The organism is Streptomyces sp. NPDC001231, assembly GCF_042896885.1.
Classification (GTDB): domain Bacteria; phylum Actinomycetota; class Actinomycetes; order Streptomycetales; family Streptomycetaceae; genus Streptomyces.
Genome location: NZ_JBIAXS010000023.1, coordinates 32,931 through 58,478 on the forward strand (window position 1 = coordinate 32,931; position 25,548 = coordinate 58,478).

Genomic DNA, 25,548 nt, shown 5'->3' on the forward strand with positions numbered 1-25,548 from the left:
GGCGGAGCCCCGGCGGGGTGCTGGGGCAGAGCCCCGCCGGGGTCTGGGGCGGAGCCCCAGGAGGCGGTCACCTGAGCCCCACCGAGTCGGGCGGGCGGGTGGGCAAGACCCCCGGGGCGGAGCCCCGGCAGGGTCTGGGGCGGAGCCCCGGCAGGGTCTGGGGCGGAGCCCCAGGGGAACGGTCACCTCACCCCCACCGAGCCGGGCAGGCCGCCGGGGGCTGGGGCGGAGCCCCAGAGAACGCCCCCCCACACCCACCCAGCCGGGCAGGCCCCCGTGGGCAAAGACCGACCGTCACCCCAGACAGTCGCGCCCGATCCGCTCAGCCACCTGCTCAAGGATCCGCCCCGCATCCGCAATGCACTTCGCCACGTCCGGCTCGACCTCGGTCAGGGCATACGCCCGCCGGATCCCGGCACGCTCCAGAACCTCCGGCTCCAGCGCCAGCCGCCCACAGACCGCGACGACATCCTTCCCCGCCGCCCGCGCCGCCGCCGCGACCCCGGCCGGAGCCTTCCCGTGCAGCGTCTGCTCGTCCAGGGAGCCCTCACCGGTGATCACCAGCGAGGCCCGCTCCAGCGCGGGGGCGAACCCCAGCACATCGAGCATGACCTCGATCCCCGCCCGGAACCGCGCCCCGAGCAGCATCGCCCCGAACCCGATGCCACCCGCCGCACCCGCCCCCGGCGACGCCGCGTACTCGACCGCCCGGTTTCCGACCCCGCCCACACCCTCCAGCACCTTCGCGAAGTGCGCGAGCGCAGCGTCCAGCGTCGACACGTCCTCCGCCGAGGCCCCCTTCTGCGGCCCGTAGACCGCCGGCGCGCCCTTCGGCCCGGTCAGCGGATTGTCGACGTCGCTCGCGAGCACCAGCTCCACCGCGGCGAGCCGCGGGTCGAGCCCGGACAGGTCCGCCCGGACGAGTTCCGCCAGTCCCCCGCCGCCGGGCGGTATCGGCTCCCCGTCCGCGTCCAGGAACCGCGCCCCGAGCGCGGCCAGCATCCCCGCGCCCCCGTCCGTCGTCGCGCTCCCGCCGACGCCGAACACGATCGTGCGCGCCCCCGCGTCCAGCGCGGCCCGCAGCAGCTCCCCGGAGCCGTACGTGGACGCCGTGAGCGGCGCGAACACACCGGCCGGCAGCCGCTGCAACCCGCTGGCCTCGGCCATCTCCACGACCGCCGTGTCGCCGCGCAGCGCGAACGCGGCCGTCACCTCGTCCCCGAGGGGACCCGCGACCCGTACCTCCCGGCGCTCGAACCCGGCCGCGACCGCCGCGTCCACGGTCCCGTCGCCGCCGTCGGCGACGGGCAGCGCCTCCACCTCCACGTCCGGCACGACCCGGCGCAACCCGGCCGTCACGCGCTCGGCGACCTGCACGGCCGTCAGCGAGCCCTTGAACTTGTCCGCGGCAACCAGCACCCTCCGGGTGCCTCGCACTGCAGCGTCCGCCACCTTGACATCCCCTTGCTCTCCGGGGCCCCGCACGTCAGGGCCAGTCGCGCCGCTGCGACCTTAACCGGCGACCGCCCCCGCCGTCATGCCCCGCCCGGACCCTGAGAATCCCCTGACGTGCTCGTGAACCCCGAGGACGTACCCGTGAACCCCGAGCGGCTGCCGCCGGAATCCGGTAGACCGGTTCCCATGACCGCTGTGGACACCGCCGTGGACACCGGACCAGCGCTGGCCGACCGTATCCTCGGCGGCTGGCTGGGCCGGATCGCCGGCAACATGCTCGGCAAGCCGGTGGAGCAGGGCGACGTGTGGACGCGCGACCGCATCGACCGCTACCTGCGCGCGGCCGACGCGCTGCCGCTCACCGACTATCTGCCCGAGCCGGCAGGCGACGACGGCCCGCCGCTGCGCCCCGAGTGGCCAAGCTGCGTCCGCGGCCGCATCCACGGCAGCTGCCGGGACGACGACGTCGACTACACGATCCTGGGCCTCGACCTCCTGGAGACGCACGGCTTCGGCTTCACCACCGAGCAGGTCGGCGAGCTGTGGCTGCGGCGCCTGCCGTACCTTCAGACGTTCACCGCGGAGCGGGCCGCGTACCGCAATCTCGCGAACGGGCTCAAGCCGCCCCTGACGGCCACGTACGACAACCCGTACCAGGAGTGGATCGGCGCCCTGATCCGCGCCGACATCCACGGCTGGACCAGTCCCGGCGACCCGCGCCGCGCCGCCTCGCTGGCCCGCCGCGACGCGGTGCTGTCGCACACCGGCAACGGCGTCTACGGCGCCATGTGGGCGGCGGCACTGATCGCGGCGGCCTTCACCGCGCCCACCGTCCGCGCCGCCGTCGACATCGCGCTGACGGTGATCCCGGCCGGCAGCCGCCTGGCCCGCACGGTGCGCCGGGCCCTCGCCCTGCACGAGACCGGCCTGCCCTGGGAGGACGCGCTCGACACGCTCGCGGAGGAGACCGCCGGTCTCGGCTGGATCCACGCCGTGCCGAACGCCGCCGTCATCACGTCCGGCCTGCTCTACGGCGGGGGCGACTTCACCCGCACCATCGCGCTGACCGTCCGCGCCGGCCTGGACACCGACTCCAACGGCGCGACGGCCGGCTCGGTGGCCGGCGTCATGACGGGCGCGGCGGCCGTCCCCGCCCAGTGGAAGGACCCCCTCCAGGACACGGTCCGCAGCGCGGTCTTCGGCTTCGACGGCGCCCACGTCGGCGACCTGGCCGAGCGCACCCTGCGTCTGGCCCTCCTCGACCCCTGACACGACCGCATCCGCGGCACCCGCTTCCCGCCGACTCCTGTCACGGCATGGTGCGTTCCGTCCGCCCTCCTCACACTTCTCCACAACACGAACACACCGCGGTCACCAATCCGCACCACACCCGGACTCTCGCCCCGCGGTCCGGGATCCTGGTCCGGCAACGGCCCCACCAGCCCTGACGGTCGGCAGAAACCAGGAGACACCATGACTCTCATCCGTGTGCGCCGAGGCTCGGCACTGCTGTCCACGACCCTGCTCGCGGTCCTCGGCCTGGCCGGCTGCGGCGGCTCCGACGAGAAGGCGCCCACCGCCGGCTCCGCGCCTTCCGCGACCGCTTCACAGGAGGGAGCCGCCCCCTCCGCCCCGCCGAAGAAGGCCCCGGCGAACCCGTGCGCGCTCATCTCTCTTCAGGAGGCCCAGGAGCTGGGAGGCACGTCCGTCGAGGGGGAGAAGAGCGAGGACACCGCGGGCGGCTGCAGATACACCCACGAGGGTGTACCGATCGCGTCCACCATCCAGGGGGACGAGGCCCGGCAGTTCATGGACGACATGCTCCGGGCAGCCGACCGCAAGCCGCTCACCGGCATCGGCGACGAGGCGACCGCCTACGACGACAAGGACCACGGAACGTTCGGGCTCCTGTTCCGCACGTCGGGCACCTGGGTCGCGATGACCGTGGTGGCGGACCGGGCCGACAACGACCGGCGCCTGGAGGAGCTGGCCCGCAAGGTCGCCGCCCGGATGTGACCACGCCGGACGCCGGTCCCGGTGCCCCGGGCGCGGGACCGGCGACGCGGTGCGTCGCACCGGCTGACACGAGGCTCGTTACCCTTCTTGGATGACCACCGCGGACTACGCCACGTACATCGCCGGCCTTCCCCGGGTCCTCGCCGCTGCCGCCTGCGTCTTCCGTGACGCGGAGGGCCAGGTGCTTCTCGTCGAGCCGAACTACCGGGACGGATGGACGCTGCCCGGCGGCACCGTCGAGTCCGACGACGGGGAGACTCCGCGCCAGGGCGCGCGCCGCGAGACGCTGGAGGAGATCGGGCTCGACCGCGAGCCGGGGCGGCTGCTCGTCGTGGACTGGGTGCCCGGCACCGCACGGCCGCCGCTGGTGGCGTACCTCTACGACGGCGGGGTCCTCACCGACGACGACCTCAAGGCGATCCACCTCCAGGAGGAGGAGCTGCTGTCCTGGCGCCTGGTCGCCCGCGACGAACTCGCCGCCCACCTCCCGGGCGCCCTGGGCCGCCGCGTCCGGACCGCACTAGACGTCCTGAACGACGGCACGGGCACGGCGGAACTGGAGAACGGCCACCGCGCCGGATGACCACCGGATGACTCCCGTCCGGACACAGGCGAACATCCGTTCGCCCACCCCGCCCCTCCGCCCTACCCCCGCTCCCATGGCCAAACCCCTCGTCGCCATCCTCAGCGGAGCCGGCATCTCCACCGAACAGAGCATGGGCGGAAGAAACCTCGCGCCATGACCGATGACCTGGTACAGCGAGCGCACCGGGGTGACCTGGAAGGACAGAACTAAGCAGCGTTCGTGGTGTCCGGCCACGGGCCGGGACATCAAGAGCCGGGAAGAGCAGGAGAAGGACGCCCGCCGGTTCGTCGAGAGCCGCGGAGGCCGGCACGTCTACACGTACGAGGAACCCGACACATCGGCGTGGAAGCGCAAGAGAGTACGGCAGCCGGACGGAACGATCTCCTACCGCGTGATACGCCCAGCGTTCGAGGGGGCGCTGGAAGACCTGAAGCGCGGAACGACGCCCGACGGCCAGCGCCTGGACGGCCTGATCGTCTACGACATCGACCGTCTGACGCGCGACAACCGGCATCTTGAAGACGCCATCGAGGTGGTGGAGAACTTCCGCCGCCCGATCATCGACATCACCGGCACCCTCGACCTCCTCACCGACAACGGCCGGACGGTCGCGCGTCTGCTGGTGACCGTGGCCAACAAGTCGAGCGCCGACACAGCCCGACGAGTTCGACGCGAGCACCAAGCGTTGCAGTGGGCAAGGGTCTGATCACCTGGGACGTGAATGTCGACTCCACCGTTTGCCGGGCCCAATCACAGCCAACCGGCCCAACCGAAGGTCAGGAGATAAGCGCGCATGACTGCGGCCAGCCCACGGCGCCCGCCACGGACAACCGCGAAAAGGGCGACGGCGAACCAGGCCGCGACCGCTCCACCGACCATCAGAGCCCACTGGGCGCCGCCAACGGCAGCGAACAAGGCCACGATGAAGACCGTAATGGCGAGCCCGGCATGGGCACCGCCGGTACTCACACGGAGCATCTCGCGCACGACCCGACGGTCCTCGGCGAGGACCCGCTCGTACGCGTTCAGCTCTCGGCCCGCACCGTCCTGCTCCTGCATACCCCGCTCCACAAGCCCCCTCACACAGCCTGGCCCAAGCTGAAACCGGCATTCGTACAGACGCTCCCACCCGCCACACCGTTGCCTATGAGCGACTTCCGAAACACGACCCAGGTGGTCGCCGCGTCAAGCTTTGGCACCAGGCATGCCGCTGGTTACAACGATCGTGGCCACGTCTCCGGTCTTGGTGCGGCCCAGCCAGACGACGCCGCCCGACTCTGCCGTGAACGTGACCAGATCGGCTCGTTGCGACTCGTCGCTGACTCGCTCACACCAGCCGGGCAGCTGTTCAGAGTCGCGCGGCACCGGCCCGCCGTCCACATACGCGCGAAACGGCGCAGTCAAGGCCGTCCACGCGCCGGCGTCGGCGAAGCAGCCCACATTGGCGTCGGAGTCGAAGCGGATCTGCTCGCCCGGCTGGAGCCGGTCGATTTCGTCGTCGATACCCAGGCCCATCTCCCACCCGACCACGGGGTCGTCACTGATGCACAAGCGGGTCGCGGCGCACGCAACGCCGTCGAAGTGCTCCCCGAAGAATTCGTACGGCCCCGCCGTCCACGCGATCTCCACCCTGTAGCTGCCCGGGGGAATTCGCACCGCCAGCTCCCGTGGAGGCCTCGCCGGTAGTCCTCGCTCGTACTCCCGGACTTCGTCGTCATGCCACGGCGCGTCCACGACAAGACGGCCGCTGGGTATGCGAATGGCGGTCACTTCTTCAATCCCCGTGACCACGACAGGCGTTGTCGGATCGTCGTACACCGTCCCCAGGTGCTCCCCGGGCGTGAACGCCGTCTCCAGGTACCAGGCGGCCTCCGCCCCGGCTGCCAGCCGGGCGTCCCCGATCCACTCCATGCCCCATCCCTCCGTCGCCGCCCGACGGGGCGGTCAACCCGAAAAGGTACGTGGGCTCAGTGACATCGGCAGTTCGCACATCGACCCACGGAAGGTGACGGCGACCAGGTCAGCTCGCCGTGGTGCTGCCGCGGCGTCGAATGCGCCAGCAGGTCTCGGTGGTAGGCAGCCAGGCGCAGGTCAGCACCGGTTGGCGCCACCTGAGCAGAGAGTGGGGAGATTCAAATGTCCCCACCGACGGACGCCACGGCGCCGACATCGGGTATCCGACCGCTTGGGAGCCTTTCGCGCGTGTTCTCCATCCACGCCCACCCGACGGCTTCTGCACTCTCACGCACCGTCAGCGGTCCGCCTCCCCCAGTCCAGCCGACCGCTCTTCTCGGATGACTTCGCGCAACTGAGCAATGCTGTCGGCGATTCCGGCCGCTATGAGTACGGCCCCGGGGTGTGTCCGGAGCCGACGTAACGCCAATGAGCCCCTTCCATCCTCAGTCCGAGCTGGCCAGATGCAGGGTCAGGACGGCTTGGACGGGGCGGTGATCCGGTTGGTTCACCTTCGCCAGGACAAAACGCTCTTTCAGTGGGGGTTTGGGCCGTTCGGCACTGACTTCTCAGGGTGACGCTGCCCGGACCTTGTGCCTGTGACCGTCCGGTTATGCCTGCCAGAACAAATCATCTGAGAGTAGACCATCTGCTTTCAGCCGACCCCCGTAGCATGTAAGCATGCCCAATACCACGCCCTCCGCTCCCGAGATGGATCTGATGTTCCTGCTCTCCTGGGCGAGCCACGCGCTCGCGACCGAGCAGACGGCGGCCCTGTCCGGTCTGGGGATCACGCCACGCGCGTACTGCGTGCTCTACAAGGCGCTGCCGGGCAACCTCACGCAGCGACGCCTTGCGGAGATCTGCGGGCTCGACAAGTCGACGATGGTGGTCACGGTCGACGAACTGGAGAAGGCGGGACTGGCCGAGCGCAGGCCGTCGAGCACCGACCGCCGGGTGCGCATCATCCACGTCACCCCGAAGGGCATGGAGATGATCGCGGAGGCGAACCAGATCGTCGCGCAGGTCCAGCGCGATGTGCTGTCCGCCCTGCCGCAGGGCCAGCGTGAGGGGTTCACGAACGGCCTCGCGGCGCTGGTCGAGGGCCGCCTGTCCACGCTCACCCCGTCCGAGCGGCCGCCGCGGCGCCCCTCGGTCAGGTCTTGAGTGCGGCAGGTTCCGAGTTCGACCATGAAAAGACCGTCTTAATCTAGACGATCTGCTAGTGTCGCTTCTGATGTCATGACACAGGAGGCGACGGCATGTCCGGGACCGCTCCCACGACCAGCAGGGCGCGCTGGCTCGCGTTCGGTGTGCTCTGCTCCGTGCAGCTGATGGTCATCATCGACACGAGCATCGTGAACGTGGCTCTGCCGTCGATCCAGTCCGAGCTCGGTTTCACGCAGCCGGGGCTCGGCTGGGTCACCAACGCCTACACGATCGCCTTCGGTGGTCTGCTCCTGCTGTCCGGCCGCCTCGGCGACCTGATCGGCCGCAAGCGGATGTTCATCGCCGGGCTCGTCGTGTTCACCGCTTCCTCGGCGTTATGCGGTCTGGCCGGCAACCAGGAGATGCTGATCGCCGGGCGCTTCCTTCAGGGTGCGGGAGCCGCGATGGCGGCGGCGGTCGTGATGGGCATCGTGATCACGGCCTTCCGGGATCCCAAGGAGCTGGGCAAGGCGATCGCCGCGTTCAGCTTCGTCGGGGCCGCCGGCGGCTCCATCGGCGTACTGGCCGGTGGTGTGCTCACCGAGGGCATCAGCTGGCACTGGGTGTTCTTCATCAATGTGCCGATCGGTGTAGCGGCCGCGATTCTGGCTGTGCCGCTCGTCCAGGCGGACCAGGGGCTCGGGCTCAGGGAAGGGGTCGACCTGCCCGGCTCCGTCATGGTGACCTTCGGTCTCATGACCGGCGTGTACACGATCGTCAAGGTGCCCGAGTACGGCTGGGGCTCCGCCCACACGATCGGCGTCGGCGCGCTCTCGGCCGTTCTGCTGGCCGCGTTCGTCGTGCGCCAGGCCACCGCGGCCAAGCCGCTCGTGCCGCTGAAGCTCTTCAGGTCCCGCAACCTCTCCGGGGCCAACCTGGTGCAACTGCTCCTTGTCGCGGGCATGTTCGGCTTCAACTTCCTCGGCACGCTGTACCTGCAGCAGGTGCTCGGCTACACGCCGGTCGAGGCGAGCCTCGCCTTCCTGCCGCTCGCGGTCGCCCTCGCCGTGGTGTCGATGGGCTTCTCGGCCAAGCTCAACATCCGGTTCGGTCCGCGCAACGTCCTGCTGGCCGGCCTCGTGCTCATCGCGGCCGCCCTGTTCCTGGCCGCGCGGGCACCGCAGAACGCGGACTACGTCGTGGACGTCCTGCCGATGGCCCTGCTGCTCGGCGGCGGCGCGGGTCTCACGATGCCGGCGGTCATGGCCCTGGCCATGTCGGTCGCCACGCCGAGCGATGCCGGCCTCGCCTCCGGTGTCGCGGGCACGGCCGGGATGATGGGTGGTGCGCTCGGCCTCGCCGTACTCACCGCCCTGTCGTCCAGCCGCAGGCAGAACCTCATCAGCGAGGGCCAGAACCCGACGACCGCCTTGAACGGCGGCTTCCACATGGCCTTTCTCGTCTCGGCCGGCCTCGTCGCCGTGGCCGCGCTCATCGGATACCTCGTCCTGGAGAACACCCCCATGCCGTCCGGTCCGCCCGCGCCCCCGCCCGGCGCCGAGGAGGGCGTCCAGCACGAGGCCCAGCACGACGCCAGCGAGAGCGACGGAAAGCCGTCGACGGCAGAAGGCCTCCGGTCCTGACACTCCCGGAGAATCCCGGGGATCAGCCATTTCCTCTTCGGCGTGTTCGAGGAACAGTCCGGAGCGAGCACGCAGAGCAAGGCCCGGTGGGCGGGCGCGTTCCAGGTCACCGTTCCCGCTGCGGCCGTTGAGCTGGGGGTCACCGTCGTCGCCGCCTGTGCCGAGTCCGCCGCCCTGGTCGCCCCCGTCCTCATACGGCCCGTACCCGCGACCAGATCGTCGCCCGATGGTTTTTGACGGCCTCCCACCAGTTGGGGGCGAGATGCCAGGATCCCGGCGTTCGCCCTGCTCGTTCATTCGTCGGCTGAGGTCGGCGACGAGCCAGAAGCAGGCGAACACCGCCCCTGTCGGTCACGGAGTTCCCGGTGCCGTTCACGACGTCCGCGCAGCGCGGGAGCACAGCGTCCTCGGTGCATCAACTGCTGGGCGGACAAGGGCTATCAGGGCCCCGGCCCCGCCGTCCGTGTCCCCTACCGAGACCGACGGGAGTCCCTCTCCACCGGCCAGCAGGCCGTCAACCGATCTCAGGCAAAGATCCGCGCCCTCGTCGAATCTGCCATCGCCGCCGTAAGCCGTCCTCACCCTCCAGCTCACCGGCTCAAACCGAGGTCGGAAAAGGCTCAAGGCCTGACCGCCGATTAGCGCTAAGGTGATGGCGCTGTCTGAAATTGGCTCTGGCCGCGATTCCGTGCATGATCTCGGTGCTGCGGCAGGCTGCCGCCGAATCGGTCTCACCTCTCGTCCGCGCTGCCGAAGTGGCACGTGGTCTGCCCGGCCGTCGGCCCGATGTTTCACCCCGTCATGGTGTGCGGTGCAGGCTTTGACACCTTGTGGTTCCGCAGCGGCAGCGCGGGCGAGCGCCGGATTACCGATGAGGCCCTTGCCTTCGGCAGGATGAGCGCATGACCGAGATCCGCACACCCCGCCTCCTCCTCCGTATCTGGCACGACGACGACCTCGCGCCCATGGCGGACATCAATGCGGACCCACGGGTCATGCGCTGGATCGACGACGGCTCGGTGCGCGACCTGGACCACACGGCCGAGGACATCGAGCGGTGGGAGGAGGAGTGGGACGAGGAGGGCTTCGGACTCTTCGCCGTCGAGTTGCTGGCCTCGGGCGAGCTGATCGGCTTCACGGGACTGTCCGTGCCCGAGTTCCTGCCGGAGGTGATGCCCGCCGTGGCGATCAGCTGGCGGATCGGCTCACAGTTCTGGGGCCAGGGATACGCGTCCGAAGCCGCCCACGCCACGCTGGAGTTCGCTCTCCAGGACCGCGGCCTGGACCGCGTCATCAGCATCAACCGGGTGGGTGACAACGCCTCCGAGAACGTCATCCGCAAGCTCGGCATGGCGCCCGAGCGGGAGACGACACACCCTGTGTACGGCTACCCGCTGCGCGTTCACGCCATCGACCTCACCGAGTTCCAGGCGTGAGCCGGCCGAGCCGTCGATCATCACAAGGCAGCCAGCCCTGTCCACACGTCCCCGAGGGCGTTGATCGCGACGGTACGGACACCCCAGGGGCGGATGGCGTCTTCCCTTCGCTGACCTGCGCATTCACGGAACTGCGGCCAGAGCCTTGAAAACGGCCACCCCCTGATCGGGAGTTATCCCACACCTGCTCGATGGATCTCCCCAGCCATGAGGCACCTGACCTGCGACCGGGCGCCACAAGGGCGGCCGCCCGATGGACAGCCAGTTCCAGGGGGTGGGGCGGACTGTCCATGGTGGCCGAAGGCCAGCGCGTAGCGCCGCCGTAGGCGCCGGGGCCGTACGGGCGCCGCCGACGACTACGGCCCGCTCGTGGCCTTCCTGGCGTCCAATGACGCGCGCTGGATCACCGGGGACACCATCCCCGTCTTCGGCGGCATGCGCTGACGCCACGCGGTCTCCGCCGCTGGCCGGAGCCGTTGCTCAAGGTCAGCGAGGGGTGAGGAGGCAGAACTCGTTGCTTTCCGGGTCGGCCAGAACCGTCCAGGAGATTGCGGACTGGTCGATACCAGGGTCGGTGGCACCCAGGGCGCGCAGTCGGGCTTCCTCTGCTGCCAGGTCGTCACCGGGGTAGGGGCAGACGTCGAGGTGGACGCGGTTCCACACGCTCTTGGTGTCGGGGGTGCGGAGGAACTCCAGGTAGGGGCCGACGCCTTTGGCGGAACGCATGGCCGCGTGGTCGTCGGTGACCTCGTGCAGCGTCCAGTCCATCGCCTCGCCCCAGAACCGGGCCATCTCTCGTGGGTCGGTGCAGTCGACCACCACCGCGGCGATCGGCCCGGTGTCCTGGTAGATCGGACGGGGCTCCAGGACGCAGAACTCATTGCCCTCCGGGTCGGCCATGACCGTCCAGGGGACGTTGCCCTGACCCACGTCGGCGAGCGTCGCGCCGAGATCCTTCAGGCGCGCGACCAACTCGGCCTGATGGGCGGTCGAGGTGGTGGCCAGATCAAGGTGGACCCGGTTCTTCACCGTTTTGGGTTCCGGGCGGGCGACGATGTCAATGCAGACGGCCACGGGGTTGGGGGAGACGAAGCCCACGGGTTCGAGGTTGGTCACGCCGGGTCCCTCGCTGTCGACACCCCAACCGAGTGCCTCCGCCCAGAACCGGCCGAGCACGGAGTCGTCCAGGGCCTTCATATTGATCTGCACGAGTCTTGTTGCCATGCCGCAGATCCTAGAAGCAGCCGCCGACCCTGGCCGCCGCGATCAGACATGTGCTCGACCCGGTACCGACCATGGTCGCCCTCGCCGAGACTGTGCGAGTCCTTGTGAACGAAGGCGACGCCCGACCACGCCGCCTGCATCCGACCGACCAGTGGCACGGAGCCCGAACTCCGACGGCTCGCTGACGCCACTGGCCGATCGGATGCTGCTCAAGCCCCGCGCCCCTGACCGGCCGGCTCGGCCGGCACACTCCACGGGCGGGCGGCCCCGGCCGGCAACGTGCGCGACGCTCGCTGAAGCCACCCACTCTGTTGAACTCCGGACACCGCGGTGCGCGACTGGGTCGCTCGCCCAGCCAGGGCCGGGTATTCGTTCGCCTCGAGCGGGCAGGCGTCCTACTCTCGGCACATGAACGGGCCACTCGTCGCCATCCTCAGCGGTGCAGGCATCTCCACTGATTCCGGAATCCCTGATTATCGCGGCCCGAACGGGCTGTGGCGGCGGGATCCCGAGGCCGAGAAGCTCGTGACGTACGAGTACTACATGGGCGATCCGGAGATCCGGCGACGTTCCTGGCAGATGCGGCGGAAGAACCGCGCGCTCACGGCCGAGCCGAACGCCGCGCACCGGGCCGTGGCCGATCTGGAGCGGGCCGGGGTGCCGGTCAGGGTGATCACACAGAACGTCGACGGGCTGCACCAACTCGCCGGGATGCCCGCACGCAAGGTGCTGGAGCTGCACGGCAGCGTGCGGAGTGTGGTGTGCACGCGGTGCGGGGCGCGCGGGCCGATGGAGGACGCCCTGGAACGAGTGGCGGCCGGAGAGGAGGATCCGCCGTGCCGGGAGTGCGGCGGGATCCTGAAGTCGGCCACCGTGATGTTCGGCGAGCGCCTCGACCCGGCGGTCCTCGGCGAGGCGGTCGCCATCACCAAGGCATGCCAGGTGTTCATCGCGGTCGGCACCAGCCTCCAGGTCCAGCCCGCCGCCGGACTCGCCGGCGTGGCCGCCGACCACGGGGCACGGCTGGTCATCGTCAACGCCGAGCCGACACCGTACGACGACATCGCCGACGAGATCGTGCGGGAGCCGATCGGCACGGCGCTGCCCGCGCTGCTGCGCGGGCTGCGTGACGGCTCGCACAGCGGCTGGAAGAGCGACTAGAAGAGGGCCGTTCCCCGTTCGAAGTCCAGCAGGCGCCGCTTTCTGGGCAGGCCGCCGCCGTAGCCGGTGAGGCTGCCGCCCGCGCCGATCACTCGGTGGCAGGGGACGATGATGCCGATGGGGTTCTTGCCGTTGGCGAGGCCGACCGCGCGGGAGGCGCCCGGGTTGCCGAGTGCGGTGGCGAGTTCGCCGTAGGAACGGGTCTCGCCGTAGGGGATCTTCCGCAGCTGGTCCCAGACCGTGCGCTGGAACGGGGTGCCGTGCAGGCGCAGCGGGACGGTGAACTCCTTCAGTTCGCCCGTGAAGTAGGCCTCCAGCTGGTCGACGGCCTCGCCGAAGGGGCCGTCGTCGGGCTCTCCGAAGGACTCCTCGGGCGGACGGTGGCGCTGGTCGGTCATGTACAGGCCGCACAGGACGCCGTCGTCGGCGACGAGGGTGAGCAGGTCGTAGGGGCTGTCGATCACGGTGTGCTGCTTCATGGCGGAACGTCCTCAGACGGGAAGGAAGTTGATCGGGTGGCTGTCGGTAGCCCACAGGTACTGCACGGCGTACGCCCGCCAGGGCCGCCAGGCCGCCGCGCGGGCGGTGAGCGCGGCCGGGGTGGACGGCAGGCCGAGTTCCCGTGCGGCGCGCCGGATGCCGAGGTCGGTGGGGAGGAAGGCGTCCGGGTCGCCCAGGGCGCGCATGGCGATGACATCGGCGGTCCAGGGGCCGAATCCGGGGAGTGCCAGGAGGCGGGCGCGAGTATCCTCCCAGTCGCTCTCCACGCCCAAGTGGAGTGTTCCGTCTGCGAGTTGACCGGCCAGGGTGAGCAGTGTCGTACGCCGGGTACGGGGCATCGCCAGCGACTCGGGGTCGAGGGCGGCCAGTGCCTCGGGGGCGGGGAAGAGGTGGGTGAGGCCGCCTTCGGGATCGTCGACGGGCTCGCCGTGTACGGCGGCCAGGCGGCCTGCGTGGGTGCGGGCGGCGGCCGTGGAGACCTGCTGGCCGAGCACGGCCCGCAGCGCGAACTCGCCCTCGTCCACGGTGCGCGGCACGCGCCGGCCGGGGGCCTTGTCGACCAGGGGCGCGAGGAACGGGTCGGTGCGCAGTTGGTCGTCGATGGCGACCGGGTCGGCGTCCAGGTCGAGCATGCGCCGGCAGCGGCTGATGGCGACCGGAAGGTCCCGCAGGTCGCCGAGGGTGAGGCGGGAGGCGATGTGGTCCGGCTTCGGGGTCAGCGTGGCGATCCCATGGCCGTAGGGCAGGCGCAGGGTCCTGCGGTAGGCGCCGTCGCGCCACTCCTCGACTCCGGGTACGGCGGTCGCCGCGAGGTGACCGAAGAGGTTGTCCGGGTTGAGCGGGGCGCGGAACGGCAGGCGCAGGGAGAGGGCGCCGGGGGTGCCCGGGGCGCCGGCGTGCCTGCCGGGCACGGTGGGTCGCCCGGGGGCGCGGGTGCGCAGTCCACTGGGCGACAGGGCGAACACCTCGCGCACGGTGTCGTTGAAGGTGCGGATCGAGGAGAAGCCGGCGGCGAAGGCGATCTCCGCCATCGGCAGGGCGGTGGTCTCGATCAGCAGCCGGGCGGTCTGGGCGCGCTGGGCGCGGGCGAGCGCGAGCGGTCCGGCGCCGAGTTCGGCGCGGAGCTGGCGTTCGATCTGACGGGTGCTGTAGCCGAGGCGGGCGGCGAGTCCGGGCACGCCCTCGCGGTCGACGACTCCGTCGGCGATCAGCCGCATGGCGCGGGCCACGGCGTCGGCGCGCTGGTTCCACTCCGGTGAGCCGGGGCTGGTGTCGGGGCGGCAGCGCTTGCAGGCCCGGAAGCCGGCCTGCTGGCAGGCGGCCGCGCTCGGGTAGAAGGTCATGTTCTCCGGCTTGGGCGGCACCACCGGGCAGCTGGGCCGGCAGTAGATGCGGGTGGTCAGGACGGCGGTGAAGAACCAGCCGTCGAACCGCGCGTCCTTGGACTGGACGGCGCGCACACAGCGCTCCCGATGGGTGTGCATCCCTTTCTGCATGCGTCCAGCATCCAGCACCGGGCGGCCCGGGGCTGGCGGGAATCCGACATCGCCCTCGTGTGTCCTGGGTCCGTGGCGATCGACCCGTGGAGGTCGTCCTCGCCGCAGGACGAGGTCCTCCGGCGCTCCGGAGGCATGAAGACGATCCTGAAGGCATGGAGCAGCAGCCGCTCGTCACCTTCGGACACGGTACGGCGGACCGCGAACGCCTCACGGAGCTGATCCGCGAGGCGGGGATCGCCGCCGTGGTGGACGTCAGGACCGCGCCCGGAAGCCGCCACAACCCGGACGTGGGCCGGGAGAGGCTGCTGCGGTGGCTGCCCGGGCGCGGGACCGCCTACCGCTGGGAACCGCGACTGGGCGGATTCCGCACAGTGCCTCCGGACTCGCCGGACACCGTCTGGCGCAACGAGGCCTTCCGCGGTTACGCCGCACACACGCGCACGGGCGAGTTCCTCGACGCGATCGCCCAGCTCCTCGACGAGGCCGCGCGGCGGCGGACGGCAGTCATGTGCGCGGAGGCGGTCTGGTGGCGCTGCCACCGCCGTGTCATCGCCGACTTCGTGGTGCTCGCCCGCGGACGGCCCGTCGTGCATCTGATGCACGACGGCCGGCTCGTCCCCCATCGGCTCGGCGAGGGGGTACGTCTGCGCGAGGACGGACTACTCGTCTACGACGGTCGGCGGTCCTCGGACGGGCCCGAAGAGGGGCGTGCACAGCCCGACGACGGAACCTAGGGTGGGGGATGCAGGTCTGTGGGGTGGGGAGGGACCAAGGACGGTTCTGAACCATGAGGGATGTACATCGGCTCGAGCCCGTCTCGGCGAACCTGGGCAGCGGCGCCGTGCTGGCGGCGTGGGAACGGTTCGTGCAGGGCGAGGACCATGTCCCGGACGTCCGGCCCCTGGTGGCGATCTCCTGGCATCGCTGCCGGGAGCAGTACCGGGTGGATCCCCACCTCACGCGGGCCCCGGTGGCCGTCGCGGAGCCCGACCACACGCCCGAGCACGACGTCGTGTTCGCCGAGCTGGGTTTTCGTGCCGCCTCCGTCGCCCATGAGGTGGGCAGCCTCGGTGGCGTCGTCACCGTCACCGACGCCACCGGCAGGGTCCTGGCCGAGTGGGGTGACCAGACCACGCTCGCCCGGGCCGGCGAGTCCAATCTGGCGCCCTGGTTCTGCTGGTCCGAGTGCGCGGTCGGCACGAACGGCATGGGCACGGCGCTGGAGACGCACGGACCGGTACCGATCAGGGGCGCGGAGCACTGGTGCCAGGCGTTCCACGACTGGGTCTGCGCGGGCGTCGCGGTGCGTGACGTGGTGACCAAGGACCCGATCGCGGTCATGAGCATCTGCTGCTGGCGCAGTCCGCTGCCCGCGTCCGCGAGCGGCTGGCTGGCGAACGCGGTCACCATGACCCAGTACCCGTTGAAGAGGCGCGCCCGGGACAGCGGCGCCGAGCTGGTCGCGGCCTGCACGCAGGCCAGGGCGCGCTCCGGTGCGGCGCTCGCCGCGGTGGACACCGCGGGCAAGGTGGTGATCGCCGACGACATGGCGAGCGTGCTCCTGGGCGTCCCCGCCTGCACCCCGGCGGTCGACCCCACATTGCGCTGGAAGCCCGGGCTGCCAGAGCTGATCGCGGCCGCCCGGTACGCCACCGGGCAGGCGGCCCACAATCCCGAATGGGTCGGCTCGACGCAGATCTTCGCCCATCTCGCCGACGAGCCGACGTCGATCGGCATCCGGCCCGTCTTCTCGTCGGGGCGCCTGATCGGGCACCTGGTCTCCTTCGGTGCCTCCGACGGGGCACAGGTGCCGCAGTTGGAGGGGCCCGAGCATCCTCGGCCGCTGCCGCGCCGGCTGGTCGCGGTGCGCGACAACCGGCTGGTGCTGCTGCGGCTGCCGGAAGTCTCCTTCGCCGAGTCGCGGGGCAACGACGTGTGGCTCTCCACCGATCAGGGGCGGCTGCGGGCCGCCTCCGTGAGTCTGGACAGGCTCGACAGTGAGCTGGCGGATGCCGGCTTCCTGCGGGTGCACCGCCGGTATGTGGTCAACCTCGGCCGCATCCGGGAGATCGAGCGCGGGCTCAAGGGCGAGCTGTCCCTGGTCATGGACGGCCGGAACAACGAGATGGTGCCGGTCTCCCGGCGGAACGCGCCGGCCGTGCGTCGCGCGCTGGACCTCTGAGTCCCCCGGCACAACCGCTGTTCCCGGAAGGAGGTTCCCGTGACGGACAGTCGGGACGCCGTTGCCGGCGCGATGAACCCCGGGGGCGCGAGCAACCGCGACTGGTGGCCGCACCGGCTCGACCTGGCGGTCCTCCGGAAGCACCCCGCCATGGCCGACCCCATGGGCGAGGGCTTCGACTACGCCGCGGAGTTCCGGACGCTGGACCTCGACGCCCTGGCGCGGGATGTCGACGAGGTGCTGACGACGTCGCAGGAGTGGTGGCCGGCCGACTTCGGCCACTACGGGCCGCTCGTGATCCGGATGGTGTGGCATTGCGCCGGGACGTACCGGGTCGACGACGGCCGCGGTGGCGCGGGCGCCGGCATGCAGCGTTTCGCGCCGCTGAACAGCTGGCCGGACAACCGCAACCTCGACAAGGCGCGCCGGCTGCTCTGGCCGGTGAAGAAGAAGTACGGCCGCAAGATCTCCTGGCCGGACCTGATGGTCTTCGCGGGCAACCGCGCCCTGGAGACGATGGGCTTCACGACCTTCGGCTTCGCCGGCGGCCGGACGGAGGTCTGGGAGCCCGACGAGGACGTCTACTGGGGTCCCGAGCGCGCCTGGCTCGGCGACGAACGCCACGGCGGCGTCCGGAAGCTGGAGAGCCCGCTGGCCGCCGACCAGATGGGCCTCATCTACGTCAACCCGGAGGGTCCGAACACCGTCCCGGACCCGCTCACCGCCGCCCGGGACATCCGCGAGACGTTCCGGCGCATGGGGATGAACGACGAGGAGACCGTCGCGCTGATCGCGGGCGGCCACACGTTCGGCAAGACCCACGGCGCGGCCGACCCGGACACCCACCTCGGCCCCGAGCCCGAGCGCGCCCCGCTCGAACAGCAGGGCCTGGGCTGGAAGAGCGGCTACGGCACCGGAAAGGGAGCGGACGCCATCTCCAGCGGGCTGGAGGGCACGTGGACACCCACCCCGACGAGGTGGGACAACGGCTTCCTCGAGACCCTGTTCGGCTACGAGTGGGAACTGGAGCTGAGCCCCGGCGGTCTGTGGCAGTGGATCCCGAGGGACGGCGGCGGGGCCGGCACCGTGCCGGACGCCCACGACCCGTCGGCGACCCACGCCCCGACGATCCTGACGACGGACCTCGCGCTGCGGTCGGATCCGGTCTACGAGCCGATCGCGCGGCGCTTCCTGGAGCACCCGGACCAGCTCGCGGACGCGTTCGCCCGCTCCTGGTTCAAGCTGACGCACCTCGACATGGGCCCGATCCGGCGCTACCTCGGGCCGCTGGTCCCCCGGGAGATCCTGCGCTGGCAGGACCCGGTCCCCGCCGTGGACCACGAGCTGGTCGGGGCGGCGGACGTCGCCGCGCTCAAGAGCCGGATCCTCGCCTCCGGGCTGTCGGTCTCCCAGCTCGTCTCGACGGCGTGGGCGTCTGCCTCGACGTTCCGCGTCAGCGACAAGCGGGGCGGGGCGAACGGCGCGCGCGTCCGTCTGGAGCCGCAGCGGAACTGGGAGGTCAACGACCCCGACACGCTGGCACGGGTGCTGCGCGCCCTGGAGGGGATCCAGGAATCCTTCAACAGCGCCCAGACCGGGGACAAGAGGATCTCGCTGGCCGACCTCATCGTGCTCGGCGGAGCCGCCGCCGTCGAGCAGGCCGCCAGGACCTCCGGCCATGAGGTCCAGGTCCCCTTCGCACCGGGGCGCACGGACGCCGCCCAGGAGTGGACGGACGCGGAGTCCTTCGCCCCGCTGGAGCCGGCCGCGGACGGGTTCCGCAACTACCGCGGCAAGGGCGATCGGCTGCTGTCGGAGCACTCGCTGGTCGACCGTGCGAACCTGCTGGACCTGAGCGCGCCCGAGATGACCGTCCTCGTGGGTGGCCTGCGGGTGCTGGGCGCCAACCATCGGCAGTCGCCGCTGGGTGTCTTCACCTCGGCGCCCGGGTCGCTGACCAACGACTTCTTCGTGAATCTGCTCGACATGGGCACGGTATGGAGCCCGACGTCCGCGACCGGGGAAACCTTCGAGGGCCGCGACCGCGCCACCGGCGAGGTGAAGTGGACCGGCAGTCGCGTCGACCTCGTCTTCGGCTCGAACTCCGAGCTGCGTGCCCTCGCGGAGGTCTACGCGAGCGACGACGCGCGGGAGAGGTTCGTGCGGGACTTCGTCGCCGCGTGGGACAAGGTCATGAACCTCGATCGGTACGACCTCGCCTGATTCCTCCGCCCCTCCCGACGGCGGCACTTCGGGTACGAACGGTGGCTGGTCGCGGACGAACGGCATGCGCCGCCCGGTGTGATTCCTCCGGCGTAGCGTGCTTGTTGATAACCAATTTTTTTACCCTTTTCGGCGCGAATTTATAAATTCGTGAACTCAAGGTCCCTTCGGTTTCGGGTGAGGAGAGTGAAGCCCCGATGACGACCGCGCAGGAACGATCCAACCTCCTCGACACGATCGGGTTGGCCGGGCAGAACAAGGCAGCGCTGGGGCAAGTGCTGGGAACCGGAAGCATTGGGCAGGCCACCGTGAGGCCGGACGGCCGCATGGAGGCCACCATTCGCATTCACCCGGACGAGCTGGCCTGGGATCCCTCGATTCTGGTCATGCCCCATGGAGGCGATATCGAGCTCGAACTCGTCAATGACGACCGGAACACGCACTGTGCGCTCCTGCCCAGCAATGGCGACCGGAAATTCATCTGGCTGGTGAACCATTCGCGGGGACGGGCGGCCCTCAACCTCGACGGACCGGGCTACTACTGGTTCGGCTCGCCCACGGGCAATGACGAGGGCCGGGGTCTGACCGGGGCCATCGTCGTCATGGGGGACGCTCCGCCGGAGGCCCGCCTCGACCGCCCCGAACAGCCGCGGCCGTAGGAAGAAGGAGGTGGAGCACATGGCCGTCGAGTACGTGGACGCGGGCTGGGCCGTCGACCAGGGAAGCCTGAGCGGCAAGGTCGCGGGCGGGGACATCGCGCCGCCCGTGGTGGCCGACGTCGACTACGAACGCCTGCTCAACGCCCGCGAGGAGCCACAGAACTGGCTCACCTACTACGGCGCCTACGACGGGCAGCGGTACAGCCCGCTGGACCAGATCAACACGGAGAGCGTCAGGCGCATGGTCCCCGCGTGGGTCTTCCAGGCCGGCACGACCGGACTGATCGCGGGCGCGTCGACCTACTCCTTCGAGGCCGCCCCGATCGTCGTCGACGGGGTCATGTTCCTCTCCGGCTGGGACGGCTGGGTCTGGGCCCTCGACGCGAAGAAGGGTGTGGAGATCTGGCGGTACAAGCACGCGGTCCCCTTCGACGTCTCCCTGTGCTGCGGGAACGTCAACCGCGGGGTCGCCGTGGCGCAGGGGAAGGTCTTCTTCGTCACCGCGAACGCCCGTGTACTCGCGCTCGACGCCACCACCGGCAAGCGGGTCTGGGACAGGACCTACGGAGACGTCCGCGCCGGAGAGAGCGCCACCCTCGCCCCGCTGGTCGTGAAGAACCTGCTCATCGTCGGCAGTTCCGGCGGCGAGTTCGGCGTACGGGGCCACCTCGACGCGTTCGACCTCGAGACCGGCGAGCACCAGTGGCGCTGCTACACGGTGCCGAAGCCCGGGGAGCCCGGCTCGGAGACCTGGCCCGCCGACGGCGAGGCCTGGGCCCGGGGCGGGGCGAACTGCTGGGTCACCGGCACCTTCGACCCGGAGACCAACCTGCTGTACGTCGGCACCGGCAACCCGGCGCCCGACTTCGACGGGGCCGTCCGCGAGGGGGACAACCTCTTCACCGACTGCATCATCGCCGTCGACGTGGACAGCGGTCAGATCCGCTGGCACTACCAGTGCACCCCGCACGACGTGTGGGACTACGACAGCATCGCCGAGTGCATCCTGTTCGAGCGGGACGGACGCAAACTGCTCGGCCACTTCGACAAGAACGGCTACTTCTTCGTCCTCGACCGCACGAACGGCGAGAGGGTCGGGATCACCCCCTTCGTGGACCGCATCACCTGGGGAGCGATCACGAGGGACGGCCAGGTGACGGCGAAGGCGTACCCGGACAAGGAGGGAGTGCCGGTCCACTTCTACCCGGGCCCGGCCGGTGCCAAGGAATGGACGCACGCGGCCTACAGCCCGAAGACCGGGCTCTTCTACGTCCCGGTCCAGGACACCGGAGCCACGGCCACCCGGCAGCGCCGGGAGTTCAAGGAGAGCATTCCGTACTGGGGCGCGGGCGTTCAGGTGGACATCGAGGACATGGCCGGGTCCATCAGCGCGTTCGACGCGAGCGGCGAGGAGAAGTGGCGGTGGCGCAACGAACTCCCGATGTGCGCCTCGGTGCTGGCCACCGGCGGCGACCTGGTGTTCGCCGGTGAGGCCTCCGGGGAGTTCAACGCGCTCGACGCCCGCACCGGGGAACTGCTGTGGCAGTTCCAGTGCGGAAGCGGCCACCACAGCAGCCCGACCACCTACATGGTCGACGGCAGGCAGTACATCGCCGTGCCCGTCGGCTGGGGCGGATGGGCCGAGGGATTCCTCCCCGGCATGCTCGGCGCGGGGCACGGAAGCGCCCTGATGGTCTTCGCCCTCCCGGAATCGCCGTAGCGCGGGACCGGAACCTGCCCCGTTCGGGCAGAGAGGAGGTGAATCCATGGAGTCTCAGCTCGAAGTGCTGGAAGCGCTCGAAGTGTGGGAGACGCCCGAGTTCGAGGAGATCGCGGTCGCGGCCGAGGTGACCATGTACGTGGCCCGGATGGAGGACTAGCGGACTGACGGACCGGCGGACGCGGGACGGCGCCGGACCCGGTCCGGCGCCCCCCGACAGCTCGGTACGGCCAGGGACGACCGGGCCGGCGACGGGCCCGGACCGCTTCGACGAACGGAGTGCCGGCGTGTTGCTGCGCGTGCTGGGCTCGGCGGCGGGGGGCGGCTCCCCGCAGTGGAACTGCGGCTGCCCGGTGTGCGCCGCGGTCCGCTCCCGGGGTCTCGCGCGCACCCAGTCGTCGGTCGCGGTCAGCGCCGACGGCCGCCGGTGGTTCCTCGTCAACGCCTCACCCGACGTGCGCGCCCAGATCGAGGCCTTCCCCGGACTGCACCCGCGCGACGACCGGACGACGCCGCTGGAGGCGGTGCTGCTCACCGACGCCGAGCTGGACCACACGCTGGGCCTGCTGCTGTTGCGCGAGGCCCGCGCCCTGCGGCTGTACGCCACGCCGGCGGTGCGCGAGACCCTGTGCGTCGGCTCGGGAATCCTGCGCACGCTCGAACGCTACTGCCCGGTCGAGTGGCGGGCGGTGACCCCCGGCGCCTGCCTGGCCCTGGCGGACGGGTTGTCCTGCCGGGCGTTCGACGTGCCCACCGGCAAACGCGACCGGTTCGGAACCGGGCAGGACCACGGCCGCGTAGTGGGCTACCGGCTGACCGACGAGCGCAGCGGCGGGACGCTGGTGTACCTGCCGGGGGTGCAGTCGCTGGCGCCGGCGGTGCGCGGGGAGATCGAGGGCTGCGCATGCCTGCTGATCGACGGGACCTGCTGGCGCGACGACGAACTCGTACGGCTCGGCCTGGCCGGCAGGACGTCCAGGGAGATGGGCCATCTGCCCATCGACGGCCCGGACGGCAGCCTGGCGCAGCTCCCGTCGCTGGGCGTGCGGCGGACGGTCTTCGTGCACATGAACAACACCAACCCGATCCTCCTGGAGGACACTCCCGAGCGTCGTATCGTGGAGAAGAGCGGCATGGAAGTGGCCACGGACGGCCTAGAGGTCCAGGTGTAGCGCCGTGACGACAACGACCACGAGAACCGGCGCCGACGGCTTCGTCGAGGCGTTGCGGGCCCACTCGCGGCGATACCACGACCAGCACCCGTTCCACGTCCGGATGAACGCCGGCCGGCTGAGCCGCCGGCAGGTCCGGGGCTGGGTGGCCAACCGCTTCTACTACCAGGAGAACATCCCCCGCAAGGACGCCGCGATCCTCTCCAACTGCCCCGACCTGGAGGTCCGGCGCCGCTGGATCCGGCGGATCACCGACCACGACGGCACCGCCGCCGGCGAGGGCGGCATCGAGGCGTGGCTGCGCCTCGGCGAGGCCGCGGGGCTGACCCGCGAGGAGGTCCGGGACCACCGGCACCTGGTGCCCGGGGTGCGGTTCGCCGTCGACGCCTACGTGAACTTCGCCCGGACCCGCCCGTGGGTGGAGGCGGTGGCGTCCTCGCTCACCGAGCTGTTCGCGCCCGATCTGATGGCGGCGCGGCTGGCCGCGTTCGAGCGGTGGTACCCGTGGATCGACCCCGAGGGCCTCGCCTACTTCCGTGCCCGGCTGGAGCAGGCGCCCCGCGACTGCGAGCACGCCCTCGAGGTGGTCACGGCGCACTGCCTCTCCGCCGAGTCCCAGGCACGCGCCGTCGACGCGCTGTCGTTCAAGTGCGACGTCCTGTGGAGCCTGATGGACGCCGTCGACCAGGCCTACCCGGAGTGACCACCATGGACCCGACCCCTACCGGAACGACCCGGACCACATCCGGGACCCGCCCCTTCGTCGAGGTGGCCGGCACGGACCGGCCCCGCCTGGCGCGCCATGTCCGGCTGGCCTACTCCCGGACCAGGCAGCGTCCGGTCCTGCTGCACCCCGAGACGGTGGTGGTGCTGAACGGCAGCGGCGCGGAGATCCTCAAGCTGTGCGACGGGCGGCGCACCGTGGCCGAGATCATGGCCGAGCTGGGCACGCGCTACGAGTCCGTCCCCGACGACGAGGTGCGGCGGTTCCTGGCCCGGCTCGTCGCCCGGCGCTGGGTGGAGCTCGCCGATGGATAGCCCGTTCGGGTTGCTCGCCGAGCTCACCTACCGCTGCCCGCTGGCCTGCCCGTACTGCTCCAACCCACTGAACCTGGGCGACTACCGGGACGAGCTGGCCACCGACGAGTGGCGGCGGGTGCTGGCCGAGGCCGGCGACCTCGGGGTGCTCCAGTGCCACCTGTCCGGCGGGGAACCGCTGCTGCGGCGCGACCTGGTGGAGATCGTGGCGGACGCCCACGACCTGGGCCTCTACACCAACCTCATCACCAGCGCCGTCGGGTTCTCTCGGCCGAGGGCCGAGCGGCTGCGGGCCGCCGGACTGGACCACGTGCAGGTCAGCATCCAGGCCGACGAACCGGCCGTGTCCGACCGGATCGCCGGGATCCCGTCCTTCGAGCGCAAGGTCGAGGCGATGGGCGTGGTCAAGGAGCTGGGCTGGCCGCTCACCGTGAACGTGGTCCTGCACCGGTACAACATCGACCGCGTCGCCGACGTGCTCGGGCTGGCCGAGAAGGTGGGCGCCGACCGGGTGGAGCTGGCCAACACCCAGTACTACGGCTGGGCCTGGCGGAACCGTGACGCGCTGCTGCCGAGCCGGGCGCAGCTCCAGGCGGCCGAGGTCGTCGTGCGGGCCGCCCGCGAGCGGTTGCGGGACCGCATGGACGTCATCTACGTCCTCCCCGACTACTACAGCCGCTACCCGAAACCCTGCATGAGCGGCTGGGCCTCCCGGCAGCTGACCGTGACGCCGAACGGCGACGTCCTGCCCTGCCCGGCCGCCCAGTCCCTGCCGTTGCCGCGGGCCAGCGTGCGGGAGGACTCGCTGGCGCGGATCTGGGCCGAGTCCCCGGTGATGACCGCTTTCCGGGGTACCGACTGGATGCCGGAACCGTGCCGGAGCTGTCCCCGGCGGGAGGTGGACTTCGGCGGGTGCCGCTGCCAGGCGTTCCTGCTCACCGGCGACGCCGCCCGCACCGACCCGGTCTGTCATCTGTCGCCCGACCACGACCTGGTCGCCCGGGCGGTCGAGGCCGCCAACGCCGGCTCGCGCGCCGAGGCCCTTCGGCTGATCCCCCGCTCGCACCGGGGCCGCCGGCCGGGTCGAGCCGGTCAGCCCGCCTCCGGGGCCGAGTGAGCGGGCTAGTGCCGCGGCAGGCGACGTTTGCCCGTGAAGGAGCGGCGTCCGGTGCGTGCTCTGAGGGCCCCTGCTCGAAGAGCTTGGGGGAGTGCCGGCCGGAAGTCCTCGTACTGGACGTACTGGGGCTTCCGGCCGGTGCGGCGAGTGGGGTCCCCCCTGCTCGAAGAGCTTGGGGGGAGCGTGCCGGGCGTCGCGACGGGGCGAACGTTGCCTGTCGGGCACTAGCTGCCGAACACCAACGGCAGCACCGCCGCGGCGATGATCAGGCTGACCCCGCTCACCAGGTCCGCGCGGATCCGGACGAGGCGCGCCGCGGCCCGCCCGAGCTGGAGCCCGATCAGCGACATCACCGCCGTGACGAGGCCGAAGACGGGGGCCGAGAACCACGGCGAGAGCCCGAGGATGCCCAGGCTCGCGCCGGCGACCAGGTTGTCCAGGCTCAGCGTCAACGGGATGCCGAACAGCGCCCACGGGTGGTCCAGCTCGTCCGGCTCGGGGTTCCGGAGGGAGGAGATGACGAGGTAGAGGCCGTACCCGCCGAGCGCGACCGCGCCCACCACATCGGCGACACCCCCGACGGCCTCCCCGATTTCGCGGCCGATGAGCAGCCCGACCAGCGGCATGACCGCGTCCCACAGCCCGAAGGTCAGCGCGACCTGCATCGCGCGCTTCAGACCGAAGGGGACGGTGCCGAGCGCTATCGACACCCGGAAATTGTCCAGGCCGAGTACGAAACCCAGGCCCAGCATCTCCCAGATCATGGCGACGTCACTGCCCGATGACGACCGACGCCGACGTGAGTGACTGTGCC

At 70.9% G+C, this 25,548-nt stretch carries 26 protein-coding genes and 1 pseudogene; 20 read left to right on the forward strand and 7 right to left on the reverse strand.

Going from position 1 to position 25,548, the window contains the following annotated elements; translation table 11 throughout:
• Positions 1-294: 294 nt before the first annotated feature.
• A complete protein-coding gene (locus tag ACFY3J_RS25990; RefSeq protein WP_390841874.1) occupies positions 295-1,437 on the reverse strand; it encodes a glycerate kinase in 1,143 nt (380 codons plus the stop codon).
• A 204-nt stretch (positions 1,438-1,641) separates the two neighbouring features.
• Here ACFY3J_RS25990 and ACFY3J_RS25995 point away from each other — a divergent pair, with 204 nt between their 5' ends.
• From ACFY3J_RS25995 to ACFY3J_RS26010, 4 genes are all read left to right on the forward strand, one after another.
• Complete coding sequence (locus tag ACFY3J_RS25995; protein ID WP_384184936.1) at positions 1,642-2,724, forward strand: ADP-ribosylglycohydrolase family protein; 1,083 nt, start codon at positions 1,642-1,644, stop codon at positions 2,722-2,724.
• 204 nt (positions 2,725-2,928) lie between these two features.
• On the forward strand, positions 2,929-3,471 hold the full coding sequence (locus ACFY3J_RS26000; RefSeq protein ID WP_390841841.1) for a DUF3558 family protein: 543 nt from the start codon (positions 2,929-2,931) through the stop codon (positions 3,469-3,471).
• Positions 3,472-3,562: 91 nt separating this feature from the next.
• Positions 3,563-4,054: an NUDIX domain-containing protein gene (locus ACFY3J_RS26005; RefSeq protein ID WP_390841842.1), complete on the forward strand. Its 492-nt coding sequence runs from the start codon at positions 3,563-3,565 to the stop codon at positions 4,052-4,054.
• A 163-nt stretch (positions 4,055-4,217) separates the two neighbouring features.
• Entirely contained in the window at positions 4,218-4,763 is a 546-nt protein-coding gene (locus ACFY3J_RS26010; protein ID WP_390841843.1) for a recombinase family protein, read from the forward strand.
• Between the two features lie 44 nt (positions 4,764-4,807).
• Here ACFY3J_RS26010 and ACFY3J_RS26015 read toward each other — a convergent pair whose 3' ends face one another.
• Both ACFY3J_RS26015 and ACFY3J_RS26020 read right to left on the reverse strand, forming a co-directional pair.
• On the reverse strand, positions 4,808-5,116 hold the full coding sequence (locus tag ACFY3J_RS26015; protein WP_384184929.1) for a hypothetical protein: 309 nt from the start codon (positions 5,114-5,116) through the stop codon (positions 4,808-4,810).
• A gap of 126 nt (positions 5,117-5,242) precedes the next feature.
• On the reverse strand, positions 5,243-5,968 hold the full coding sequence (locus ACFY3J_RS26020) for a DUF4241 domain-containing protein (protein WP_390841844.1): 726 nt from the start codon (positions 5,966-5,968) through the stop codon (positions 5,243-5,245).
• Positions 5,969-6,691: 723 nt separating this feature from the next.
• On the opposite strand from ACFY3J_RS26020, the gene ACFY3J_RS26025 reads away from it, so the two are divergent.
• The 5 genes and pseudogenes from ACFY3J_RS26025 to ACFY3J_RS26045 all read left to right on the forward strand — a co-directional run bounded on the left by ACFY3J_RS26025 (position 6,692) and on the right by ACFY3J_RS26045 (position 10,238).
• The gene (locus ACFY3J_RS26025) at positions 6,692-7,177 is read left to right on the forward strand and encodes a MarR family winged helix-turn-helix transcriptional regulator (protein WP_384184923.1); all 486 of its coding nucleotides are present in this window, start codon (positions 6,692-6,694) and stop codon (positions 7,175-7,177) included.
• Positions 7,178-7,272: 95 nt separating this feature from the next.
• The gene (locus tag ACFY3J_RS26030) at positions 7,273-8,802 is read left to right on the forward strand and encodes an MFS transporter (protein WP_384184920.1); all 1,530 of its coding nucleotides are present in this window, start codon (positions 7,273-7,275) and stop codon (positions 8,800-8,802) included.
• Positions 8,803-8,844: 42 nt separating this feature from the next.
• The gene (locus ACFY3J_RS26035) at positions 8,845-9,039 is read left to right on the forward strand and encodes a hypothetical protein (protein ID WP_384184917.1); all 195 of its coding nucleotides are present in this window, start codon (positions 8,845-8,847) and stop codon (positions 9,037-9,039) included.
• A 127-nt stretch (positions 9,040-9,166) separates the two neighbouring features.
• Positions 9,167-9,372 (forward strand): annotated as a pseudogene (locus ACFY3J_RS26040) (transposase family protein); the annotation flags it as partial.
• Positions 9,373-9,704: 332 nt separating this feature from the next.
• Positions 9,705-10,238, forward strand: coding sequence for a GNAT family N-acetyltransferase (locus ACFY3J_RS26045; protein ID WP_376407329.1), 534 nt, complete (start codon positions 9,705-9,707; stop codon positions 10,236-10,238).
• A 486-nt stretch (positions 10,239-10,724) separates the two neighbouring features.
• Here the strand turns inward: ACFY3J_RS26045 and ACFY3J_RS26050 are convergent, their stop codons facing one another.
• Complete coding sequence (locus ACFY3J_RS26050) at positions 10,725-11,462, reverse strand: VOC family protein (protein WP_390841845.1); 738 nt, start codon at positions 11,460-11,462, stop codon at positions 10,725-10,727.
• Between the two features lie 408 nt (positions 11,463-11,870).
• On the opposite strand from ACFY3J_RS26050, the gene ACFY3J_RS26055 reads away from it, so the two are divergent.
• The gene (locus ACFY3J_RS26055) at positions 11,871-12,623 is read left to right on the forward strand and encodes an NAD-dependent deacetylase (protein WP_384184908.1); all 753 of its coding nucleotides are present in this window, start codon (positions 11,871-11,873) and stop codon (positions 12,621-12,623) included.
• Here the strand turns inward: ACFY3J_RS26055 and ACFY3J_RS26060 are convergent.
• Both ACFY3J_RS26060 and ACFY3J_RS26065 read right to left on the reverse strand, forming a co-directional pair.
• Positions 12,620-13,102 carry a methylated-DNA--[protein]-cysteine S-methyltransferase gene (locus tag ACFY3J_RS26060; protein WP_384184905.1) on the reverse strand — a complete coding sequence of 161 codons (483 nt, stop codon included), beginning with the start codon at positions 13,100-13,102 and terminating at the stop codon, positions 12,620-12,622. The genes ACFY3J_RS26055 and ACFY3J_RS26060 overlap by 4 nt on opposite strands.
• Before the next feature lie 12 nt (positions 13,103-13,114).
• Positions 13,115-14,620, reverse strand: coding sequence for an AlkA N-terminal domain-containing protein (locus tag ACFY3J_RS26065; RefSeq protein ID WP_390841846.1), 1,506 nt, complete (start codon positions 14,618-14,620; stop codon positions 13,115-13,117).
• A 155-nt stretch (positions 14,621-14,775) separates the two neighbouring features.
• Between ACFY3J_RS26065 and ACFY3J_RS26070 the strand changes: the two genes are divergently transcribed.
• From ACFY3J_RS26070 to pqqE, 10 genes are all read left to right on the forward strand, one after another.
• The gene (locus tag ACFY3J_RS26070) at positions 14,776-15,357 is read left to right on the forward strand and encodes a DUF488 family protein (RefSeq protein WP_390841847.1); all 582 of its coding nucleotides are present in this window, start codon (positions 14,776-14,778) and stop codon (positions 15,355-15,357) included.
• A gap of 53 nt (positions 15,358-15,410) precedes the next feature.
• Positions 15,411-16,805, forward strand: a complete 1,395-nt coding sequence (locus ACFY3J_RS26075; RefSeq protein WP_390841848.1) for a LytTR family transcriptional regulator DNA-binding domain-containing protein — start codon at positions 15,411-15,413, stop codon at positions 16,803-16,805.
• Between the two features lie 72 nt (positions 16,806-16,877).
• Positions 16,878-19,028: a catalase/peroxidase HPI gene (gene katG / locus ACFY3J_RS26080; RefSeq protein ID WP_390841875.1), complete on the forward strand. Its 2,151-nt coding sequence runs from the start codon at positions 16,878-16,880 to the stop codon at positions 19,026-19,028.
• Positions 19,029-19,225: 197 nt separating this feature from the next.
• The gene (locus ACFY3J_RS26085) at positions 19,226-19,687 is read left to right on the forward strand and encodes an MSMEG_3727 family PQQ-associated protein (RefSeq protein WP_384184894.1); all 462 of its coding nucleotides are present in this window, start codon (positions 19,226-19,228) and stop codon (positions 19,685-19,687) included.
• A 19-nt stretch (positions 19,688-19,706) separates the two neighbouring features.
• Complete coding sequence (locus tag ACFY3J_RS26090) at positions 19,707-21,407, forward strand: PQQ-dependent dehydrogenase, methanol/ethanol family (protein WP_384184891.1); 1,701 nt, start codon at positions 19,707-19,709, stop codon at positions 21,405-21,407.
• A gap of 46 nt (positions 21,408-21,453) precedes the next feature.
• Positions 21,454-21,567 (forward strand): pyrroloquinoline quinone precursor peptide PqqA, encoded by a 114-nt coding sequence (gene pqqA, locus ACFY3J_RS26095; RefSeq protein ID WP_384184888.1) that lies wholly within the window; start codon positions 21,454-21,456, stop codon positions 21,565-21,567.
• A gap of 127 nt (positions 21,568-21,694) precedes the next feature.
• Complete coding sequence (pqqB, locus tag ACFY3J_RS26100; RefSeq protein ID WP_390841849.1) at positions 21,695-22,579, forward strand: pyrroloquinoline quinone biosynthesis protein PqqB; 885 nt, start codon at positions 21,695-21,697, stop codon at positions 22,577-22,579.
• A 4-nt stretch (positions 22,580-22,583) separates the two neighbouring features.
• Positions 22,584-23,282: a pyrroloquinoline-quinone synthase PqqC gene (gene pqqC / locus ACFY3J_RS26105; RefSeq protein ID WP_384184883.1), complete on the forward strand. Its 699-nt coding sequence runs from the start codon at positions 22,584-22,586 to the stop codon at positions 23,280-23,282.
• Positions 23,283-23,287: 5 nt separating this feature from the next.
• Positions 23,288-23,617: a pyrroloquinoline quinone biosynthesis peptide chaperone PqqD gene (pqqD, locus tag ACFY3J_RS26110; protein ID WP_384184880.1), complete on the forward strand. Its 330-nt coding sequence runs from the start codon at positions 23,288-23,290 to the stop codon at positions 23,615-23,617.
• The gene (gene pqqE / locus ACFY3J_RS26115; RefSeq protein WP_384184878.1) at positions 23,610-24,734 is read left to right on the forward strand and encodes a pyrroloquinoline quinone biosynthesis protein PqqE; all 1,125 of its coding nucleotides are present in this window, start codon (positions 23,610-23,612) and stop codon (positions 24,732-24,734) included. Before pqqD ends, pqqE begins: the two co-directional genes overlap by 8 nt.
• 224 nt (positions 24,735-24,958) lie before the next feature.
• Here the strand turns inward: pqqE and ACFY3J_RS26120 are convergent, their stop codons facing one another.
• Positions 24,959-25,498, reverse strand: coding sequence for a manganese efflux pump MntP family protein (locus ACFY3J_RS26120; protein ID WP_384184875.1), 540 nt, complete (start codon positions 25,496-25,498; stop codon positions 24,959-24,961).
• Between the last annotated feature and the right edge of the window lie 50 nt (positions 25,499-25,548).

Coding starts and splice junctions, on each gene's coding strand:
- ACFY3J_RS26030 (WP_384184920.1), top strand. CDS start 7,273: ATGTCCGGGACCGCTCCCACGACCAGCAGGGCGCGCTGGCTCGCGTTC.
- ACFY3J_RS26000 (WP_390841841.1), top strand. CDS start 2,929: ATGACTCTCATCCGTGTGCGCCGAGGCTCGGCACTGCTGTCCACGACC.
- pqqE (WP_384184878.1), top strand. CDS start 23,610: ATGGATAGCCCGTTCGGGTTGCTCGCCGAGCTCACCTACCGCTGCCCG.
- ACFY3J_RS26020 (WP_390841844.1), bottom strand. CDS start 5,968: ATGGAGTGGATCGGGGACGCCCGGCTGGCAGCCGGGGCGGAGGCCGCC.
- ACFY3J_RS26010 (WP_390841843.1), top strand. CDS start 4,218: ATGACCTGGTACAGCGAGCGCACCGGGGTGACCTGGAAGGACAGAACT.
- ACFY3J_RS26085 (WP_384184894.1), top strand. CDS start 19,226: ATGACGACCGCGCAGGAACGATCCAACCTCCTCGACACGATCGGGTTG.
- pqqD (WP_384184880.1), top strand. CDS start 23,288: ATGGACCCGACCCCTACCGGAACGACCCGGACCACATCCGGGACCCGC.
- ACFY3J_RS26005 (WP_390841842.1), top strand. CDS start 3,563: ATGACCACCGCGGACTACGCCACGTACATCGCCGGCCTTCCCCGGGTC.
- ACFY3J_RS26025 (WP_384184923.1), top strand. CDS start 6,692: ATGCCCAATACCACGCCCTCCGCTCCCGAGATGGATCTGATGTTCCTG.
- ACFY3J_RS26045 (WP_376407329.1), top strand. CDS start 9,705: ATGACCGAGATCCGCACACCCCGCCTCCTCCTCCGTATCTGGCACGAC.
- ACFY3J_RS26120 (WP_384184875.1), bottom strand. CDS start 25,498: ATGATCTGGGAGATGCTGGGCCTGGGTTTCGTACTCGGCCTGGACAAT.
- ACFY3J_RS26065 (WP_390841846.1), bottom strand. CDS start 14,620: ATGCAGAAAGGGATGCACACCCATCGGGAGCGCTGTGTGCGCGCCGTC.
- ACFY3J_RS26075 (WP_390841848.1), top strand. CDS start 15,411: ATGAGGGATGTACATCGGCTCGAGCCCGTCTCGGCGAACCTGGGCAGC.
- ACFY3J_RS26055 (WP_384184908.1), top strand. CDS start 11,871: ATGAACGGGCCACTCGTCGCCATCCTCAGCGGTGCAGGCATCTCCACT.
- ACFY3J_RS26050 (WP_390841845.1), bottom strand. CDS start 11,462: ATGGCAACAAGACTCGTGCAGATCAATATGAAGGCCCTGGACGACTCC.
- katG (WP_390841875.1), top strand. CDS start 16,878: ATGAACCCCGGGGGCGCGAGCAACCGCGACTGGTGGCCGCACCGGCTC.
- pqqA (WP_384184888.1), top strand. CDS start 21,454: ATGGAGTCTCAGCTCGAAGTGCTGGAAGCGCTCGAAGTGTGGGAGACG.
- ACFY3J_RS25995 (WP_384184936.1), top strand. CDS start 1,642: ATGACCGCTGTGGACACCGCCGTGGACACCGGACCAGCGCTGGCCGAC.
- ACFY3J_RS26015 (WP_384184929.1), bottom strand. CDS start 5,116: ATGCAGGAGCAGGACGGTGCGGGCCGAGAGCTGAACGCGTACGAGCGG.
- ACFY3J_RS26060 (WP_384184905.1), bottom strand. CDS start 13,102: ATGAAGCAGCACACCGTGATCGACAGCCCCTACGACCTGCTCACCCTC.
- ACFY3J_RS26070 (WP_390841847.1), top strand. CDS start 14,776: ATGGAGCAGCAGCCGCTCGTCACCTTCGGACACGGTACGGCGGACCGC.
- ACFY3J_RS26090 (WP_384184891.1), top strand. CDS start 19,707: ATGGCCGTCGAGTACGTGGACGCGGGCTGGGCCGTCGACCAGGGAAGC.